Raw genomic sequence first — 16,866 nt, 5'->3', positions numbered from 1 at the left:
CGCCGTCCGTTCCATTGCCGCCACCGTTTTAGCACGTGGCGAAGGGTGGCGGCGGAGGTGCCCGGGGTCGGCACCCCCGCCGGGCGCGGGTCAGATCCGGCAGAGTCCGCGGCTACCCGACCGCGGGGCGGGCACCTTGCGCGACTGGCCGCGCGACTGGCCGCCGGTCTGATGTGCCGTCACTTGACGCGGGATCAGCTGATCCGGCTGGCGCTGCGGCATCGCCTTGGGGGTGATCCTGGGCGGCGCGGTCCGCTCGGCCGCGACCAGGTGAGCGCCCGTCATGTACTGCGCCAGGAAGAGGCGTTCTGCCGTGGTGAGCCGCCGCGACCGCCCGGATTCGCAGTCCCGGGCCACCACGACGGTTCGGGCCGTCATGTAGGTGAACGGGTCCCGGCAGACGTCCACCCGGACGTGCGCGGAGCTGCGGCCGAGCCGCTCCACCGTGAGGCGCACCAGCAGCGGTTCGGGCCCGTGGTGCAGCTGCTCAAGGTAGTCGATCTCGTGCCGGGCGATCAGGAAGCCGGCCGGGAAGAGCGACTCGCGCACGGCCTGGGCGTGGTGGTGGAAGAGGTCGTAGATGCCCTCCTGGATGTAGCCGACCAGCCGGGCGTTGTTGATGTGCCCGTTCTCGTCGACGTCGCTCCACCGGGTCGGGCAGCACAGCACGTGGGCGTTGCCGTGGGAGGTCCCGGCGGACCGCGGCTCCGCGGTCATCGTGGTCATCGTCGTCATCACGGTCACCACTGGACCGGGGCGAGGGCACGCTGCAACCGGGCGTGGTACGCGGGGGCGGCGTCGCGCATGTGGCCGCTGGTCCAACCCTCCTCGGCCGCCTCGGCCGCCATCCGGACCACCAGCGAGTCCATCGCCCGGTCCACCGCCTCGCACAGCTCGACGAGCACACTGAGCCGACCGGCCACGTTCGCCGCGCCGGCGCGGACGGAGAAAGCGTCGAGCGCGCCGACCGCGGTCCGCAGACTGTCTGCGGCCACCACGCTGCGATCCGGCGGGCAATTGTCGTGCACGGGGTTCTCCTGGGGGAAAGAGCGTCAACAGGGAAGGGCGGCACCCGGATGCCCGGGTGCCGCCAGCGGGCACGACGCTAACCCAGCCCGGGTGTCCGGTTCGCCGTTCATCCACCCAGGGGTGACATGACCCCACGTCCGGAGTACGGATAATTCACCGTTGCCAGTCAAGTGACCAGCCGATCGGCGGACTTTCGGTATTTCGGTGTTGACTCAGGCCCCGAGTTCCTTGCCGAGGCAGATGCACTCGGGTGCCTCCCGGTAGACGCCGAACTTGGTGATCGGCAGATAACCCTCGGACTGGTAGAGGGCCACCGCCTCGGGCTGCTCGGTGCCGGTCTCCAGCACCAGCCGGCGCCGGCCGGCCGCGGCCGCGCTCCCCTCCAGGTGCCGCAGCAGCACTCGGGCCAGGCCCCGGCCGCGCACCTGGGGGACCACGAACATCCGCTTGAGCTCGGCGTCGCCGTCCCGCAGGAAGGGATGGTCGCCGTCCTTCGCCCGCCAGCCGCCGCAGGCCACCGCCGCACCGTCCAGGTAACCCACCACGAAGACCCCGTGCGGCGCCGCGAAGTGCTCGGCCTCCATCTCGGTGATGTCGATGTCGCCGTAACGGGCGATGTACTCCTGCTGGACCGCCGCCGTCAGGGTGACGGCGTCGGGGTGGTCGTAGCCGGTGATCCGAAGCTCCATGGCCGCCAAGCATACGGCGCCCCGATCATCCGATGATCCACTTGCCGGAGCCATGGAGTGCTCCGGGCGGCGCCAAGCAGAATCACCCGTTTGCCCCGTTCCGTCATCTATTACTTTTTGTCACGATATGAGGACAGTACGTCACATCATCGCCATAGTGACGCCCGGCCCGCCGCCACGAGGAGCAGCCCCGTGATCCTGAACATCTCCAGCATCGTCCTGTTCGGCACCATCGCCGTCATCTTCTTCAGACGGGGTGGGCTCAAGGTCTCGCACGCCTTGGTCTGCTCACTCTTCGGCTTCTACCTGGCCGGTACCGCGATCGCGCCGAGCATCCAAGCCGGCGGCGCCAGCCTGGCGGGCCTGCTCGGCGGCATCAAGTTCTGAGGCCGCGCGCTCCATGTCCGTCACCCGCCACCTGACCCGGAGCCGGGACTTCGCCCGCACAGCCGGGGACCACGCCGCAGACATGTTCACCCCGCTCACCCTGATCGGGCGGGGTTTGCGGCGGCACGCCGGCTGGGCCTCCACCCGCTGGCAGGCCACCCCCCGGGACAAGCGCGGACCCGCCGCGCTGCTCGCCGCCGCCGCGCTGGTCGGCGTCGTGCTGCTGCCGCACGGGCCGGTCCTGGCCGTGGCCGCGCTGCTCGGCAGCGCGGCCTGGAGCGGTCGGCAGTCCAGAGCGGTGGCGGCACCGGAGCCCGACCCTGCCGAGGTCAAGCTGCCCGCGCTCTACGCCGCACTCACCCCCTACCTGGCCGCCCCCGACGACCTGTCCCCGCTCTACCGCCCCGACGGCGGCTACCAGGAGGCCTTCGACGGGTGGTCCTTCGACGCCGACGGCCGGCTCAGCACCCTGGCGATCGGCTACCCCGCCTACTTCACCGACACCGAGCCCGCCGCCCGGACCCGGATCGAACAGGTGGTGCGGGGCAAGGCCGGGCGGGCCCGCGAGTACCGGTTCGACTGGGACCTGGAGTGCAACACCCTGCGGGTCACCGCGCTGGCCCCGCTGCCGGTGGAGGTGCCGGCCCAGTCCTGGGTGACCGCACCCGGCGAGATCGTGCTGGGCTTCACCGACCCGGAGGCCACCCAGCGCCGGATCCCGGTGCGCCACGGCGACCAGCCCGGCCACCGGCCGCCGGTGGTCTGGCGCACCGGCCCGCGCTCCGCCGAGCCGCACCTGCTCGCGCTCGGCACCGCCCGCTCCGGCACCTCCACGCTGCTGCGCACCATCGCCCTGCAGGCCCTGGCCCACGGCGACCTGCTGGTGATCGACGGCGCCGGTACCGGCGAGCACGCCTGCCTGGTCAACCGGCCCGGCGTGCGCAGCGTGGAGACCAGCCTGCACGGCGCGGTGGCCGCGCTGGAGTGGGCGGCCGGGGAGACCGAGCGGCGATTGGCCGCGTTGAACGCCGCCCGCCACCGCGGCGAGCCGGCGCCCGACGACGCGCTGCGCCCGCTCTGGCTCCTGCTGGACCACCCCACCGAGCTGTCCGAGCTGGCCCGGGCCGGGGGCCGGCCGGATCCGCAGGAGCTGCTCGAGGTGCCACTGCGGCACGGGCGGGCCGCCCGGATCACCGTGGTGACCGCCGAGGCCGCCGAGGCCGCCGGCCGGCTGTCGCCCACGCTGCGGGCCGCCACCCGGGCCCGGGTGGCGCTCGGCGACCTCCCGGCTTCCGAGCTGACGGCGGCACTCGGCGTGCCGCTGGACATCACGCCCGCCGCGCAGACGCCGCGCGGGCGCGGGTACGCCCGGCTCGGGAACCAGGCCCCGGTCCGGCTGCAGGTGCCGGCGACCGTGGACCCGCTCGACGAGGAGGCGCCGGCCCGACTGCGGAACGCGGTGATCGCCCTGCTGCCGTACCACGGCAGCCGGACCGGGGCGGCCGCTGCGCCGTTGCCGGTCTCGCCGGTCGATCTGCGGAAGGCGGTCCGTCCGGCTCGGCTGCCGTGAACGCACGCGCTGCACTCGGACACCTGGTCAGCACGGAAAGCGGATTCCGTCACACAGTGCGAATTTCACAACACTGAGGGTGATATCCCCCTCTAGATGTGACAAATCGGACGGAGATGGGTACAAACATGGGCGGCACGACAGACGAGCACGTCCCGGACGGGAATCTTCGTCGACGGCCGAGCGTTGACCGAACGACGAAGACAGCGACCCCAACTAGTCCTGTGGGCCATAAGCCCTGGAGGCACGATTCATGAGCGAGCGAGCTCTCCGAGGCACGCGACTCGGCGCCACTAGCTACGAGACCGACCGTGGCATTGACCTGGCCCCGCGCCAGACCGTCGAGTACGCATGTCAGAACGGACACCGGTTCGAGGTGCCCTTCTCCGTCGAGGCGGAGATCCCCTCGGTGTGGGAGTGCCGATTCTGCGGCACCGAGGCCGTCCTGCTCGACGGCGACGAGCCGGAAGAGAAGAAGATCAAGCCGACCCGGACCCATTGGGACATGCTGATGGAGCGCCGGACGCGGGAGGAGCTGGAGGAGGTGCTGGCCGAGCGGCTGGCCGTGCTCCGCTCCGGCGGCATGAACCTCGCGGTGCACCCGCGGGACACGCGCAAGAGCGCCTGATCCGGAAGAAGCACAAGCCCTGGGGCCCGATCATCGGATCGGGCCCCAGGGCTTGGTGCGTTTCCAGCGTCCTCAGAGCGCGCCGCACGGGGCTTGGCGCGGTGCAGCTGCGGAGCGCTCGGCGCGACCGCTCCGACGGGCGACCGCTCTGGTCATGACCTCAGCGGGACAGCGGCGGGCGCGGGCCCTGGTCATCGGCGCGGCGGCCTCCGGCCGGCTCGGCCGGGTCGACCACCTCGCCCTGCACCACCTTGCCGTCCGGGCGGTGGATCCGGAACTGCTGCTGCATCCGCAGCGCGTCGGCGAGCGGATCGCCGGCCGGGCCGGTACGGACCAGGGTGCGGGCGGCCCGGCGGCCGACCAGCCGCCAGAGCGCCCGGGTCGGCGGGAAGAGCAGGGTGAGAGCCAGCACGTCGGACAGGAAGCCGGGCAGGATCAGCAGCAGGCCGGCCAGCACGGTCAGGCTGGTGCCGGTCTCGGCGGACCCGGACTCCGGCAGCCGCCCCTGCTCGAAGGCGGTGGAGGCGTTGCGCAGCGCGCGCAGCCCGGCGCGCTTGATCAGCCTGGAGCCCACCACCGCGCCCGCGATGAGCAGCAGCACCACCACCAGCCCGCCGATGACCGAGGCCACCTGGATCATCAGCCAGATCTCCAGCACCAGCCAGGCGGCCACCAGCAGCGGGAGCATCCGCCGCAGCCGGCTGCGGCGGCCGGCCGGGCGGCCGGGGGCACGGGTCGGGTCAACGTGCTGAGTCACGGTACTGATCCACTCCATGGCGGGCGCCGATCGGCGCCGTCCGGGCCTGTCCCGCACGGTCGCGGGCGCCACCGTGGACAACGGTTCGGCCCGGCCCGGTGTTCCGGCCCCGGCCGAACAGATGGCTGGTCACAGGGGTGCGGGGGTCAGGCAGGGGTGCGATCGCGGCGGCCGATCAGCACCGCGCCCCCGCAGGCCAGCAGCCCCAGCCCGGCCAACGCCCACTCCGGGGCGGCGCCGACCCGGTCGGCCAGGGTGCGCCCGTCGCGCAGCGGCACGTTCGCGCTCAGCTCGGCGGGGACGAGCTCCCGGGTGCGGCTCTCGATGGTGCCGTCGGGGCGGACCACGGCGCTGATCCCGCTGGTGGCGGCGATCAGCACGGCCCGGCCGTGCTCGACGGCCCGCAGCCTGGACATCGCCAGTTGCTGCTCGGGCTGGCCGCTCTTGGCGTAGGTGGCGTTGTTGGTCTGGACCACGAGTACCCGGCCGCCGGCGTTGACCGTGTCGCGCGGAATCTCGTCATAGGCGACCTCGAAGCAGATCACGTCACCGATCCGGGCCGGGCCGAGCTGCATCACGCCGTTGCCCTTGCCCGGGTAGAAGTCGTGGGCGACCCGCTGCAGCCGGGTGATCACCTTCATGAGCACCGAGCGGAACGGCACGTACTCGCCGAACGGCACGGGGTGCTGCTTGGTGTAGTGGGCGCCCGGGCCGCTGATCGGATCCCAGACGATGCCTTCGTTCTGCACGTGCTGTGCGTCCGGGCCGTTGACCAGCGCGCCGACCAGGGTCGGCACGCCGATCGTGCGGACCGCCTCGGTGATCTTGGCATAGGCGGCCGGGTCGCTGTACGGGTCCAGGTCGGAGGAGTTCTCCGGCCAGATCACCACATCGGGCCGCTGCTCCTGCCCGGCCTCGATCCGCTGGGCCAGCGCCTCCGTCTCGTTGGCGTGGTTGTCCAGCACCTGCATCGGCCGGCCCAGGAAATCGATGCCGGGCTGCTGCACATTGCCCTGGACCAGCGCGACCCGCACGGTGTCGTCGCCCTTGGTGGGGGTCGGGACCAGGAGTCCGCCGCCGGTGGCCACCGCCGCGCAGAGCACCGCGGCGGTCGGCTTCAGCCAGCGCGTCGCCCCGGCCGGCGCCTCCTCCCGGCGGACGCGGCGCAGCACCAGGTAGCCGAGCAGCGAACCGGTGAGCGCCACGGCGAAGGTGACCAGCGGGGCGCCGCCGAGCGCGGCCAGCGGAGTGAAGGGGCTCGCGGTGTTGGCGAACGCCAGCCGTCCCCACGGGAAACCGCCCAGCGGCTGCCGGTCGCGGACCAGCTCCTCGGCCACCCAGAGGCAGGCCGCCCAGAGCGGCCAGCCGCGCAGCCGGGAGGTCAGCGCCAGCGTGCCGCCGAGCGCCCAGAGGAAGAGCGCCTCGGCCAGCGAGAGGCCGACCCAGGCGTCCCAGCCGATCACCCGGATCCAGTCCAGCAGCCAGAGGAAGAACGGCAGGCCGAAGGCGAAGCCGGTCCAGGCGCCCTGCCGCAGCGTGCGGCCGTGGGTGAGCAGTGCCAGCGCCGCCACCGCGACGATGGACAGCGGCCACAGGTCGTAGGGCGGGAACGCGGCGGCCAGCGCCAGGCCGGCGCCGGCGGCCAGGGCGGTGCGCTTCCACCCGGCCCCGGCCTTGGCGCGCAACCGGGCCAACCGGCCGGTGCGGCCCCCGTTCGACGGGCCCCCGGGGGTCGGGTCGACGGCTCGGGGGGCCGCGTCGACGGGCACTGCCACCTGGCCACCATCTCTCTAGGCATAGCTCACCTGCCCATCGGCAGGTTCCGCACGACGGTACCTCTGCCGGGCGGCCCGTTGAAAGCGGTTCCCGAACAGCGGCCCCGCAGGTCAGCCAGTGGTCGTAGCCTGGAAGATCGTCCGGCCCCGGACCACGGTGCGCAGGCAGCTCGGCAGCTCGCCACCGGGGGTGAGGTCGGGCAGGCCGGGGGTGCCGGAACGGGGGTCGGTGGACCAGCCGGCCACCCGGGAGTCGGGGGCCTGGACGACCAGCTCGCCGGTCCGCCAGACGGCGTAGGTGGCGGTGGCGCCCGGGATCAGCACGCCCTCCTGGTCACGGCCGAGGGCCCGCCAGCCGCCGCGGGTGTGCGCGGCGAACGCGGCGCGCACCGAGATCCGGTGCTCGGCCGTCCGGTGGAAGGCGGCGGCACGCACCGTGCCCCACGGGTCGAGCGCGGTGACCGGAGCGTCCGAGCCAAACGCCAGCGGGACGCCGGCGCGCAGCAGGGCGGCGAACGGGTTGAGCGCGCCGGCCCGCTCGGCGCCCAGCCGGGCCGCGTACATGCCGTCCGGGCCGCCCCAGGCGGCGTCGAAGGCGGGCTGCACGGAGGCCACCAGACCGAGTTCGGCGAATCCGGCGATCGCCTCGTCGTTCAGGGCCTCGGCGTGCTCGACGCGGTGGCGCAGCGCCTTGACGGCAGCCAGGCCGACCCGGTCGGCGGCCGCGCGGACGCCGGCGAGCACGGCGTCGACGGCGGCGTCGCCGATCGCGTGGAAGCCCGCCTGCAGCCCGGCCTCGGTGCAGGCCGCGACGTGGTCGGCGATCTGATCGGCCGTCAGGTAGGCGGCTCCGGTGGCCCCTTCGCTTCCTTCCGGGGCGTCCTGGTAGGCGCGGTGCAGGCAGGCGGTGCGCGAGCCGAGCGCACCGTCCACGAAGAGGTCGCCGCCGACGCCGACGGCGCCGAGCTCGCGGGCGGTGGCCGTGCCGCCGAGCTCGCCCCAGTAGCCGTAGACCTCGGGGCCGTCCTCGGTGGCGGCCAGTTCCAGGAGCTGGGCCAGGTCGTGGGCGGAGGAGATCTCCGGGCCGGCGCACTCGTGCAGCGCGCCGATGCCGAGCGCGGCGGCCCGCTGCCGGGTGGCGCGCTGGGCGACCCGGCGCTGCTCGTCGGTGAGGTGGGCCAGGGCGGCCTGGCGGACGGCGTGGTGGGCGTCGCGGGTGAGCGGCGCGGTGGGGTGGTGGCCGGGCAGCTCGGCGAGGTGCGGGGTGAGGTCGCGCAGGGCGGTGGTGGCCAACGCGGAGTGCACGTCGGTGCGGGAGAGGTAGAGCGGGGCGCCGCCGGCGGCCCGGTCGAGCTCGGCGAGGGTGGGCGGGCGGCCCTCGGGCCAGCCGGTCTCGTCCCAGCCGTGGCCGATCAGCACACCGGAGCGGCCGGCCGTGTGGTCGCTGATCCGGGTGAGCGCCTCGGCCAGCGAGCCGCAGCCGGTCAGGTCGAGGCCGGTGAGGGCAAGGCCGGCGGCGGTGGCGTGCACATGGGCGTCCACGAAGGCGGGAGTGACCAGCGCACCGTCCAGCTGGACCACCTCGTCGGCGATGCCGGCGTAGGCGTCGGCGGCGCCTTCGCTGCCGACCCAGGCGATCTGCTCGCCCTCGATCAGCATCGCGGTGGCGAAGGGGTCGGCCGGGCTGTAGACGTTGCCGCCGCGCAGCAGCACGGTGCGGGGGGTGCGTTCGGTCATGAGGGACAGTCTGCACCCGGGTTGTCCCGGTATGTACGGGCACCCCCGCACTCGGGCAGCCGGGATGGCGGCTCGGGGCGGCCCTGCCCCGGGCGGGCCAGAAGCGCTCGGCCGGGCCTACAGCTTGGGCGGGCGGGCCTCGTAGGGCGTGGAGAGGACGACCGTGGTGCGGGTGGAGACGCCGGCCGCGCTGCGGATCCGGGCGAGCAGGTCCTCCAGGTCGCCGGGGGCGCCGACCCGGACCTTGAGGATGTAGTTCTCGTCGCCGGCGACGCTGTGGCAGGCCTCGATCTCCGGCAGCGGGGCCAGCCGCTCGGGCACGTCGTCGGGCGCGCTGGGATCGAACGGCTTGACCGAGATGAACGCCGTCAGCGCCAGGTCGACGGCGTCCGGGTTGATGATCGCCGAGTAGCCGCGGATCACCCCGCGCTGCTCCAGCCGACGAACCCGCTGGTGGACGGCCGAGGTGGACAGGCCGGTGGCCTTGCCCAGGTCGGTGTAGCTCATCCGGCCGTCCTGGACGAGCAGCTGGACGATGTGCTGGTCGAGATCCTCCACAGCAGAAACCTACCCGACCGCCGGAGCGGCGGATGCCGCACGGTCGGCGGAGCCCGCCATCGGCATATGCCTTGGGGATGTGGCGAAGGACACACTCGGGCGCATCACCCTGCCGCGACCTGCAGGGTTATGAGGCCGTGTCAGCGGGAAGTGCTGGTGGTGGCCCCGGCCGAGTTGGCCCGGCCCGATCCATAGGGGGATCACATGCCTTCAGCTGAGGAGCGCGCCGTGCGCGCCGATGCCGCCCCGCCCGCCCCGGAGGACCTCGACGGCGGCTCGCCGGACTTCGGCCCCGCGCCCGGCGCCGACCCGGGTGAGCCCGATGGCTGGGAGATCGTCCGGGTGCTCTGCCCGGAGTGCCACCGCGCCATCGCACTGATCGGCGACGAGGAACAGCTGCCGCAGCACGCGGTGGTGCGGCAGCCCTGGCACCCGTTCGAGCCGGCGCTCTGCGCCGGCTCGGGCCTGCTCACCGAGCAACTGCCGGTGATGGCACCGGATCCCGGCGAGGGGCGCACCGACACCTTGGCCGCCCTGCTCACACTGCCGGCCGAACTGGACTGGCGCACCCAGCCGTTCTCGCACGCGCACGGTGTCCGGGCGGCCGCAGCGGGCGGTGCGGCCGCCGCCCACCGGGTGCCGTCGATGCGGCCGGCGCCGCGCGGGCGGCTGGTCCACCAGTAGCCGGGGTCAGTTGACGGTGGGTCAGTAGCGCGTCGCTCGAAGACGGGCGGCGCGCTGCTCGTCGTCGGGCGGCGCGCCGCTCGTTGCCGGGGTCGCGCCGCTGGTCAGGCCGCGTAGAGTTACCGCCCGTGCCCCGCCCCGACGATCCCAGCCAGTGCGACGAGCTCGACCGACTGGCCGCGCGACTGCGCGCACTGCCGCCGTCCCTCGGCCCGGTGCGACTGGTGGCGGTGGATGGACACGCCGGCTCGGGCAAGACCACCTTCGCGGGCCGGCTGGCCGCCGCACTGGGCGGCGCGCCGGTGGTGCACCTGGACGACCTGGCGACCCATCAGGAGTTCTTCGGGTGGGTCGACCGGCTGCGCAGCTGGGTGCTGGAGCCGCTGGGGCGGGGCGAGGCGGCGGAGTTCCGCGGGTACGACTGGGTCGCCCGGGACTTCCGGGGGGCGCGCAAGATCACGCCCGCGCCGGTAGTTCTCCTGGAAGGGGTCGGCGCCGGCCGCCGGGCCTTGCGACCGGTGCTGGCCGCCCTGATCTGGATGGAACTGCCCGCAGCCGAGGCCCGGGCCCGCGGCCTGCGCCGGGACGGTCCGGAGCTGGCCGCCTTCTGGGAGCGCTGGTCCGCGGCCGAGGCCGCGCACTTCGCCGCCGACCCCAGTCGCCCGTTCGCGCAGGTCAGAGTGGACGGCCGGACCGGTCGCCGACTTGCGGACCGAGGCAACTAAGCGGTCGCTTGACCGGGAGGCGGACAGGAACTAGGTTTACCTCTCAGCGGGAGTAGTTGACTTTCGCAACTAGACGCGGCACCTCCGGCTCGTTCCCCCGTGAGCCGGAGGTGCCGTTTTTCCCAGCAGCTCGCCGAACGGGCCGTCAGCATGCCAACCGTCTTGAGGCGATGGCGATTTGGCACCGCCCGGTACGCTTCCGGATCAGCTGGACCCGGGTACGATTCCGAGCAGGCGCGAAGGGCGTCCCGGGTGCACGGCGCTGTCCCTCCCCCAGCCTTCGGCTGGGTGGTACCCCCATAAGCGACCGGCCTCGGTGCAGATCACGGGGGGCGTGAGTGATCATCGGTGACAACATGGGAACGGGTCCGCAGGGACCGGCCGACCGCGCCTGGCTGCGCGCCATGGACGCCTACACGGCCGGCGCCTACGCCCGGGCCGAGGAGGAGTTCCGCACCGCGGTGCGCCTGGACCCCGGCATGGCCGACGCCTGGCTGGGTCTGCACGCCCTGCGCTGCGACACCTCCGGGGCGCTGCTGGCGATGCACCGCAGCAAGAAACGTTTCGGCGAGCAGCGTCGCCGGCACAACCGCCCGCTCAGCTCCTGGTACTGGCTGGGCTGGTGGGTCCAGCCGGTACTGGAGGACGAGCGCGACCTGGCGCTGGCGCACGCCTCGCACTGGCTCGACGGCCGCCATCTCACCGAGCTGGACCGGGCGATGGCCCAGTGCCCGCCACCCGGTCAGGACCCGTCGGTGCGCTTCCTGCACGCCTGCCGCTCCTACCTGCTGAAGGACTGGGAGCAGCTGATCCGGGACACCGACTCGCTGCTGGACGACGCACTGCTCGGCATCGAGGCGGGGCTGTTCGGGGGCATGGCGCGGGTCCGGCTGGACATGTGCGCCCAGGCCCAGGCTCCGCTGGCCGCCTCGCTGGCCCGCTGCCGCTCCGAGCAGCCGCAGCGCAAGGAGTTGCGCTACTGGCTGGCCCGCGCCTACGAGGGGGCCGGCCGCAGCGCCGCCGCCCTGCCGCTGTACCGCTCGGTTCACCGCGCCGACCCGGCGTTCATGGACACCGCCGCCCGGCTGGCCGCGATCGCCGCCGAGGACGGCCTGGGCCTGCTGGAGGAGTTGCCGCCGTACACGGAGACCACCACCGGCCCGCCGGAGTCGGCCGACGCCCTCGCCCTCGACCTGATCAGCGGCCTGGGCCCGGTGCTCGCCGGGGACGCCGGCCCGCCGGGTGCCGACGCGCCGCCGGTCGGCGGGTCCGGCCCGCTGCCGCAGGCCGAGCGCTCCACCGGCGGGCCCCGGGACGCCGACCCGGGCGACGCCGGTGGCCCCCGCGACGGCGACGCCGCCCGGGGCTCCCTCGGCGAGCCGACCGGCGCCACTCCCCCTCCCTCGGCCGCCGGCCGCCAGTGCGACCCGCCGCCGAGCGCCGCCGAGCCGCCCGCCGCCCAGCAGCGGTTGGACGCCGCCCTCGAGGCGCTGGAGCAGATGGTCGGCCTGGATCCGGTCAAGCGCCAAGTCCGGGCCCTCTCCGCACAGTTGCGGATGGCCGGACTGCGAGCCGAGCAGGGTCTGCCGGTGCAGCCGCCCAAGCGGCACTTCGTCTTCTCCGGGCCGTCCGGAACCGGCAAGACCACCGTCGCGCGGATCCTCGGCCAGGTGTTCCACGCCTTGGGCCTGCTCTCCGGCGACCATCTGGTGGAGGCCCAAAGAGCCGACCTGGTCGGCGAGTTCCTGGGCCAGACCGCGGTCAAGGCCAATGAGTTGATCGACTCGGCGCTGGACGGCGTGCTCTTCATCGACGAGGCCTACAGCCTGGCCAACTCCGGCTACAGCAAGGGCGACGCGTACGGTGACGAGGCGCTGCAGGTGCTGCTGAAGCGGGCCGAGGACAACCGGGACCGGCTGGTGGTGATCCTGGCCGGCTACCCCGAGGGGATGAACCGGCTGCTGGCCGCCAACCCGGGGCTCAACTCCCGATTCACCACCCGGGTCGACTTCCCCAGCTACCGCCCCGCCGAGCTGACCGCGATCGGCAGCGCGCTGGCCGCCCGGGACGGCGACGCCTGGGACGAGGACGCCGCCGACGAGCTGGCCAGCATCTGCGCGCACGTGGTCGCCGAGGGTTGGATCGACGAGCTGGGCAACGGGCGCTTCATCCGAACCCTCTACGAGAAGTCCTGCGCCTACCGCGACCTGCGCCTCAGCCAGTCCCGCGAACGGCCGAGCCGGGAGGACCTGGCCACGCTGAGACTGCCCGACCTGGTCCAGGCCTACGGCGAGCTGATCGACGGCCGGGGCTGACCCCCGGCCCCGGACAGCGTGTCCCGGGGCCCCTGGAAACCGTCCCGGGTCACGAGGGCCCGGAGGGCAGCGGGCGGGCGACGTGGTCCGGATCGTGCATCTCGCCGACCAGCTCCTCCAGGACGTCCTCCAGGGTGACCACGCCCAGCGGCCGGCCGTCGGCGTCGGTGACCGCCGCCAGGTGGGCGGTGGCCCGGCGCATCGCGGTGAGCGCGTCGTCCATCGGCAGCGACTCGGCGACCGCGATGACCGGGCGCCACAGCCGCATCGGCAGCTGGGCGTCCGGATCCTCGACCTCCAGCACGTCCTTGAGGTGCAGGTAGCCGACGATCGCACCGGTGGCGTCGAGCACCGGGAAGCGGGAGTAGCCGGTGGCCGCCGCCCGCTCCTCCACCTCGCGGGCCGTCACCCCGGCGTCCACCGTCACCAGGCCCGCCATCGGCAGCAGCACCTCGCGGACCGGTCGGCGGCCCAGTTCGAGGGCGTCCTCCAGCCGCTCCTGCTCAGCCTCCGCCAGCAATCCGGCGGCCCTGGACTCGGCCAGGATCCACACGAGTTGCTCGGCGTCGAAGACCGACTCCACCTCGTCCTTGGGTGCCACCTTGAACAGCCGCAGCACCAGGTTGGCGAAGGCGTTCAGGAACCGGATCACCGGGCGCAGCCAGCGGGCCAGCCGGTCCAGCGGCGGGCCGAGCCAGAGCGCGGCCCGCAGCGGCGAGACCAGTGCCATGTTCTTGGGCACCATCTCGCCGATCACCATGTGCAGCACGACCACCAGGGCGAGCGCCAGCACGTAGGAGGTCAGGTGACTGGCCGCGCCGGACAGCCCGATCGCATGGAACGGGCCGGAGAGCAGGTCGGCCACGGTCGGCTCCGCCAGCGCGCCGAGCAGCAATGAGCAGACCGTGACGCCCAGTTGGGCGGCGGCCAGCAGCGCCGAGACCTCGCCCATGGCGCGCAGCAGGGTGCGGGCCCGGCGGTCGCCAGCCTCGGCCGGCGGCTCGACCTGACTGCGGCGCACCGAGATCACCGCGAACTCGGCGGCGACGAAGAAGGCGTTCCCGAGCAGCAGCAGGAGCGCGGCGAAGAGCTGGGCGGCGGCGATCATGCCGACGCCCCCAGGTGCAGCAGCCGGACCCGGGTGGTGCGGTGCCGGTCGACGCCCTGCACGGTCAGCTCCCAGCCGGGCAGTTCCGCGGTGTCACCGCGCACCGGGATCCGGCCGAGCAGGTCGGCGAGCAGGCCGGCCAGCGTCTCGTACGGCCCGTGCGGGGCGTGCAGGCCGATCTGCTCCAACTGGTCGAGCCGGGCCCGGCCGTCGGCCAGCCAGGCCGGGTGGCCGGCCACCGGCGGGACGGCGAGCAGCTCCGGGGTCTCGCCGGGGTCGTGCTCGTCGCGCACCTCGCCCACGATCTCCTCGACGATGTCCTCCAGGGTGGCCACGCCGGCGGTGCCACCGTACTCGTCGATCACGATGGCCATCGGCTGCCGCCGGCGCAGCTGCTCCAGCAGCCGCTCGGCGGGCAGCGTCTCGGGGACCAGCAGTGGCACGCTCGCCAGTTGGCCCACCGTCACCTTGCCGCGCCGCTCGGGGCGGACCGCTATGGCGTCCTTGAGGGTGACGGTGCCGATGATGTCGTCCAGGCTGTCCCGGTAGACCGGGAAGCGGGAGAAGCCGGTGGCCCTGGTGAGGTTGACCACGTCTGCGGCGGTGGCGTCGTGCTGCAGCGCGGCGACGTCGACCCGGGGGGTCATCACGCTCTCGGCGGTCAGCTCGCCCAGGCCCAGGGTGCGCACGAACAGCTGTGCGGCGTCCTCCTCCAGGGCGCCGGCCCGGGCCGAGTGCTGGGCCAGCACGGCGAGTTCGCCGGGGGTGCGGGCCTGGGCGAGCTCCTCGGCCGGTTCCATCCCGAGGGCCCGCACCAGGCGGTTGGCGCCGCCGTTGAGGGCGCCGATCAGCGGGCGACAGGCGGCGCTGAACATTCGCTGGGGCGCGGCGACCGCGAGGGCCACCTGGAGCGGGCGCGAGATCGCCCAGTTCTTCGGCACCAGCTCGCCGATCACCATCTGCAGCACGGTGGCCAGCGCCATGCCGATCGCCGTGGCCGCGCCGCGGGCGAGGCCGGCGGGCAGGCCGAGGCCGGTGAGCGGGGGGCTGAGCAGGGTGGAGAGCGCCGGCTCGGCGAGCATGCCGACCACCAGTGAGGTGACGGTGATGCCGAGCTGGGCGCCGGAGAGTTCGAAGGAGAGCGTGTGCAGGGCCTTGCGCAGGCCCGCCGCCCGCCGGTCGCCGGCCCGCGCGGCCCGGTCCACGGCACCGCGGTCCACGGTGACGAAGGAGAACTCGGCGGCGACGAAGAGGCCGTTGGCGATGATGAGCAGGAGAGCGGCCGCCAGCAGCAGCCAGGCGGTGATCACAGCGCCGCCCGCCCGGCGGTCGGAACGGGCTGGGCGGCGTCGGTACTACCGGACGGATCGTCCATCGCGGGGAGGGGTCACTCCTCTGGTCACGGGTCGGATGGCCCGGGAGCTTTGCCCGAGCTTTACCAGCCTAGCCGATCCGCTGTGGAGGTCGGGTGCCGGCGGGTTCACGCGTTGGCGGGTTCGGAAGCCGCGCCACGGGCCTCGACCAGGTCACGCAGCTGGAGCGCGGCCCGCACCGCCTGGTCGCGGCCACCGCTGGGCTGGATGCCCATGGCGGCCAGCGAGGTGCCGTCCGACAGGTCCAGGGTGACCCAGGGGTCGCCCTCCTTGAGGTTGACCCGGACGACCTCGGCCCAGTGCAGCCGGCGCGAGCGGACCAGGTTGACCACCAGCACGCCGTCGGCGTCGGCGGCCACCCGGGGGCGGGCCAGCATCAGGCCGACCCCGGAGAAGACCAGGCCCAGGAGGACCAGCATGACCCGGTCGTTCAACTGCCAGCTGGCCGGGAGCACCAGCGCCATGACGACGAACACCGTCGCGAGCAGCCCACTGGCCGTCAGCAGCACCGCGCGGGTGCGGCGGGGCAGCCAGGTGACGGGCAGGGTGGGCAGCGGGTCGGTGCCGGGCATGGCGCTGGGTACTCCTTGCGGAACGGGTCAGGGGGTCCGCCGGCAGGTGGACCCCTGCCGGCGGGTCCGCTACAGGCGGCAGGCGTGGATGTTGGTCACCAGGACACCGCGGGCGCCGATGGCCCACAGGTCGTCCATGATCCGCTGGGCCTCCTTGCGCAGCACCATGGCCCGGACCGCGACCCAGCCCTCGGTGTGCAGCGGGGAGACGGTGGGCGACTCCAGGCCGGGGGTCAGCGCGACCGCGTCGGCGACCTGCTCGGCCTTGATGTCGTAGTCCATCAGGACGTAGCGGCGGGCCACCAGGACGCCCTGGAGACGGCGCAGGAACTGCTCGACCCCCGCGTCCACGCCGGCGCCCTTGGGCCGGATCACCACGGCGTCGGAGATCAGGATCGGCTCGCCGAAGACCTCCAGGCCGGCGTTGCGCAGGCTGGTGCCGGTCTCCACCACGTCGGCGATCACGTCGGCGACGCCCAGCTGGACCGCGGTCTCGACCGCGCCGTCCAGCTTGGTGACGGTGGCCTGCACGCCGTGCTCGGCCAGGTGCTGCTCGACCAGACCGGTGTAGGAGGTGGCGATCCGCAGGCCCTGGAGGCCCTGCACGTCCTTGGGCGAGCCGGTCGGGCCGGCGAACCGGAAGGTCGAGCCGGCGAAGCCGAGCGCGAGCACCTCCTCGGCGTCGGCGCCGGAGTCCAGCAGCAGGTCACGACCGGTGATGCCGATGTCGAGCCGGCCAGAGCCTACGTAGACCGCGATGTCGCGCGGGCGCAGGAAGAAGAACTCCACCTGGTTCTCGGGGTCGACCAGCACCAGTTCCTTGGGGTCCTTGCGCTGGCGGTAGCCGGCCTCATGGAGCATCTCCGCCGCGGGACCCGAGAGCGAACCCTTGTTGGGGAGGGCGATGCGCAGCATGAACGGATGATCCTTCGTTATGAGCCGTTACGGGGGCGTGGAGC

General features: G+C 73.6%; 17 protein-coding genes. 6 read left to right on the top strand and 11 right to left on the bottom strand.

Features of this window, described 5'->3' with window-relative positions; translation table 11 throughout:
- Positions 1-90: 90 nt before the first annotated feature.
- From LN042_RS02330 to LN042_RS02320, 3 genes are all read right to left on the bottom strand, one after another.
- Positions 91-735 (bottom strand): acyl-CoA thioesterase, encoded by a 645-nt coding sequence (locus LN042_RS02330; protein ID WP_230048030.1) that lies wholly within the window; start codon positions 733-735, stop codon positions 91-93.
- A gap of 5 nt (positions 736-740) precedes the next feature.
- Positions 741-1,028: a hypothetical protein gene (locus tag LN042_RS02325; protein WP_230048029.1), complete on the bottom strand. Its 288-nt coding sequence runs from the start codon at positions 1,026-1,028 to the stop codon at positions 741-743.
- Positions 1,029-1,241: 213 nt separating this feature from the next.
- The gene (locus tag LN042_RS02320) at positions 1,242-1,718 is read right to left on the bottom strand and encodes a GNAT family N-acetyltransferase (protein ID WP_230048028.1); all 477 of its coding nucleotides are present in this window, start codon (positions 1,716-1,718) and stop codon (positions 1,242-1,244) included.
- 192 nt (positions 1,719-1,910) lie between these two features.
- On the opposite strand from LN042_RS02320, the gene LN042_RS02315 reads away from it, so the two are divergent.
- The 3 genes from LN042_RS02315 (at position 1,911) to LN042_RS02305 (ending at position 4,303) form a co-directional block, all read left to right on the top strand.
- Positions 1,911-2,105: a hypothetical protein gene (locus LN042_RS02315; RefSeq protein ID WP_230048027.1), complete on the top strand. Its 195-nt coding sequence runs from the start codon at positions 1,911-1,913 to the stop codon at positions 2,103-2,105.
- A gap of 13 nt (positions 2,106-2,118) precedes the next feature.
- Positions 2,119-3,675, top strand: coding sequence for a hypothetical protein (locus LN042_RS02310; RefSeq protein WP_230048026.1), 1,557 nt, complete (start codon positions 2,119-2,121; stop codon positions 3,673-3,675).
- Between the two features lie 253 nt (positions 3,676-3,928).
- Positions 3,929-4,303, top strand: a complete 375-nt coding sequence (locus tag LN042_RS02305) for an RNA polymerase-binding protein RbpA (RefSeq protein WP_230048025.1) — start codon at positions 3,929-3,931, stop codon at positions 4,301-4,303.
- 160 nt (positions 4,304-4,463) lie between these two features.
- Here the strand turns inward: LN042_RS02305 and fxsA are convergent, their stop codons facing one another.
- From fxsA to LN042_RS02285, 4 genes are all read right to left on the bottom strand, one after another.
- Positions 4,464-5,060, bottom strand: coding sequence for an FxsA family membrane protein (gene fxsA / locus LN042_RS02300; protein WP_308191750.1), 597 nt, complete (start codon positions 5,058-5,060; stop codon positions 4,464-4,466).
- Positions 5,061-5,206: 146 nt separating this feature from the next.
- Positions 5,207-6,835 (bottom strand): apolipoprotein N-acyltransferase, encoded by a 1,629-nt coding sequence (lnt, locus tag LN042_RS02295; RefSeq protein ID WP_372495661.1) that lies wholly within the window; start codon positions 6,833-6,835, stop codon positions 5,207-5,209.
- 111 nt (positions 6,836-6,946) lie between these two features.
- Positions 6,947-8,572, bottom strand: coding sequence for an amidohydrolase (locus LN042_RS02290; protein WP_230048024.1), 1,626 nt, complete (start codon positions 8,570-8,572; stop codon positions 6,947-6,949).
- Between the two features lie 117 nt (positions 8,573-8,689).
- Positions 8,690-9,130, bottom strand: coding sequence for an Lrp/AsnC family transcriptional regulator (locus LN042_RS02285; protein WP_230048023.1), 441 nt, complete (start codon positions 9,128-9,130; stop codon positions 8,690-8,692).
- A gap of 204 nt (positions 9,131-9,334) precedes the next feature.
- Between LN042_RS02285 and LN042_RS02280 the strand changes: the two genes are divergently transcribed.
- The 3 genes from LN042_RS02280 (at position 9,335) to LN042_RS02270 (ending at position 12,854) form a co-directional block, all read left to right on the top strand.
- Positions 9,335-9,814 carry a hypothetical protein gene (locus LN042_RS02280; RefSeq protein WP_230048022.1) on the top strand — a complete coding sequence of 160 codons (480 nt, stop codon included), beginning with the start codon at positions 9,335-9,337 and terminating at the stop codon, positions 9,812-9,814.
- A gap of 128 nt (positions 9,815-9,942) precedes the next feature.
- A complete protein-coding gene (locus LN042_RS02275; protein ID WP_230048021.1) occupies positions 9,943-10,539 on the top strand; it encodes a uridine kinase family protein in 597 nt (198 codons plus the stop codon).
- Between the two features lie 356 nt (positions 10,540-10,895).
- The gene (locus LN042_RS02270) at positions 10,896-12,854 is read left to right on the top strand and encodes an AAA family ATPase (protein WP_230048020.1); all 1,959 of its coding nucleotides are present in this window, start codon (positions 10,896-10,898) and stop codon (positions 12,852-12,854) included.
- 49 nt (positions 12,855-12,903) lie between these two features.
- Here the strand turns inward: LN042_RS02270 and LN042_RS02265 are convergent, their stop codons facing one another.
- The 4 genes from LN042_RS02265 to hisG all read right to left on the bottom strand — a co-directional run bounded on the left by LN042_RS02265 (position 12,904) and on the right by hisG (position 16,822).
- On the bottom strand, positions 12,904-13,962 hold the full coding sequence (locus LN042_RS02265; protein ID WP_230048019.1) for a hemolysin family protein: 1,059 nt from the start codon (positions 13,960-13,962) through the stop codon (positions 12,904-12,906).
- Positions 13,959-15,272 (bottom strand): hemolysin family protein, encoded by a 1,314-nt coding sequence (locus tag LN042_RS02260; RefSeq protein WP_230048018.1) that lies wholly within the window; start codon positions 15,270-15,272, stop codon positions 13,959-13,961. Before LN042_RS02260 ends, LN042_RS02265 begins: the two co-directional genes overlap by 4 nt.
- Before the next feature lie 170 nt (positions 15,273-15,442).
- On the bottom strand, positions 15,443-15,907 hold the full coding sequence (locus tag LN042_RS02255; protein WP_230048017.1) for a PH domain-containing protein: 465 nt from the start codon (positions 15,905-15,907) through the stop codon (positions 15,443-15,445).
- A 69-nt stretch (positions 15,908-15,976) separates the two neighbouring features.
- Positions 15,977-16,822 (bottom strand): ATP phosphoribosyltransferase, encoded by an 846-nt coding sequence (gene hisG, locus LN042_RS02250; protein ID WP_230048016.1) that lies wholly within the window; start codon positions 16,820-16,822, stop codon positions 15,977-15,979.
- Positions 16,823-16,866 lie beyond the last annotated feature (44 nt).

This window comes from Kitasatospora humi, assembly GCF_020907985.1.
GTDB classification, from domain to species: Bacteria; Actinomycetota; Actinomycetes; order Streptomycetales; family Streptomycetaceae; genus Kitasatospora; species Kitasatospora humi.
This window is presented reverse-complemented; position numbering and strand designations above follow the sequence as displayed.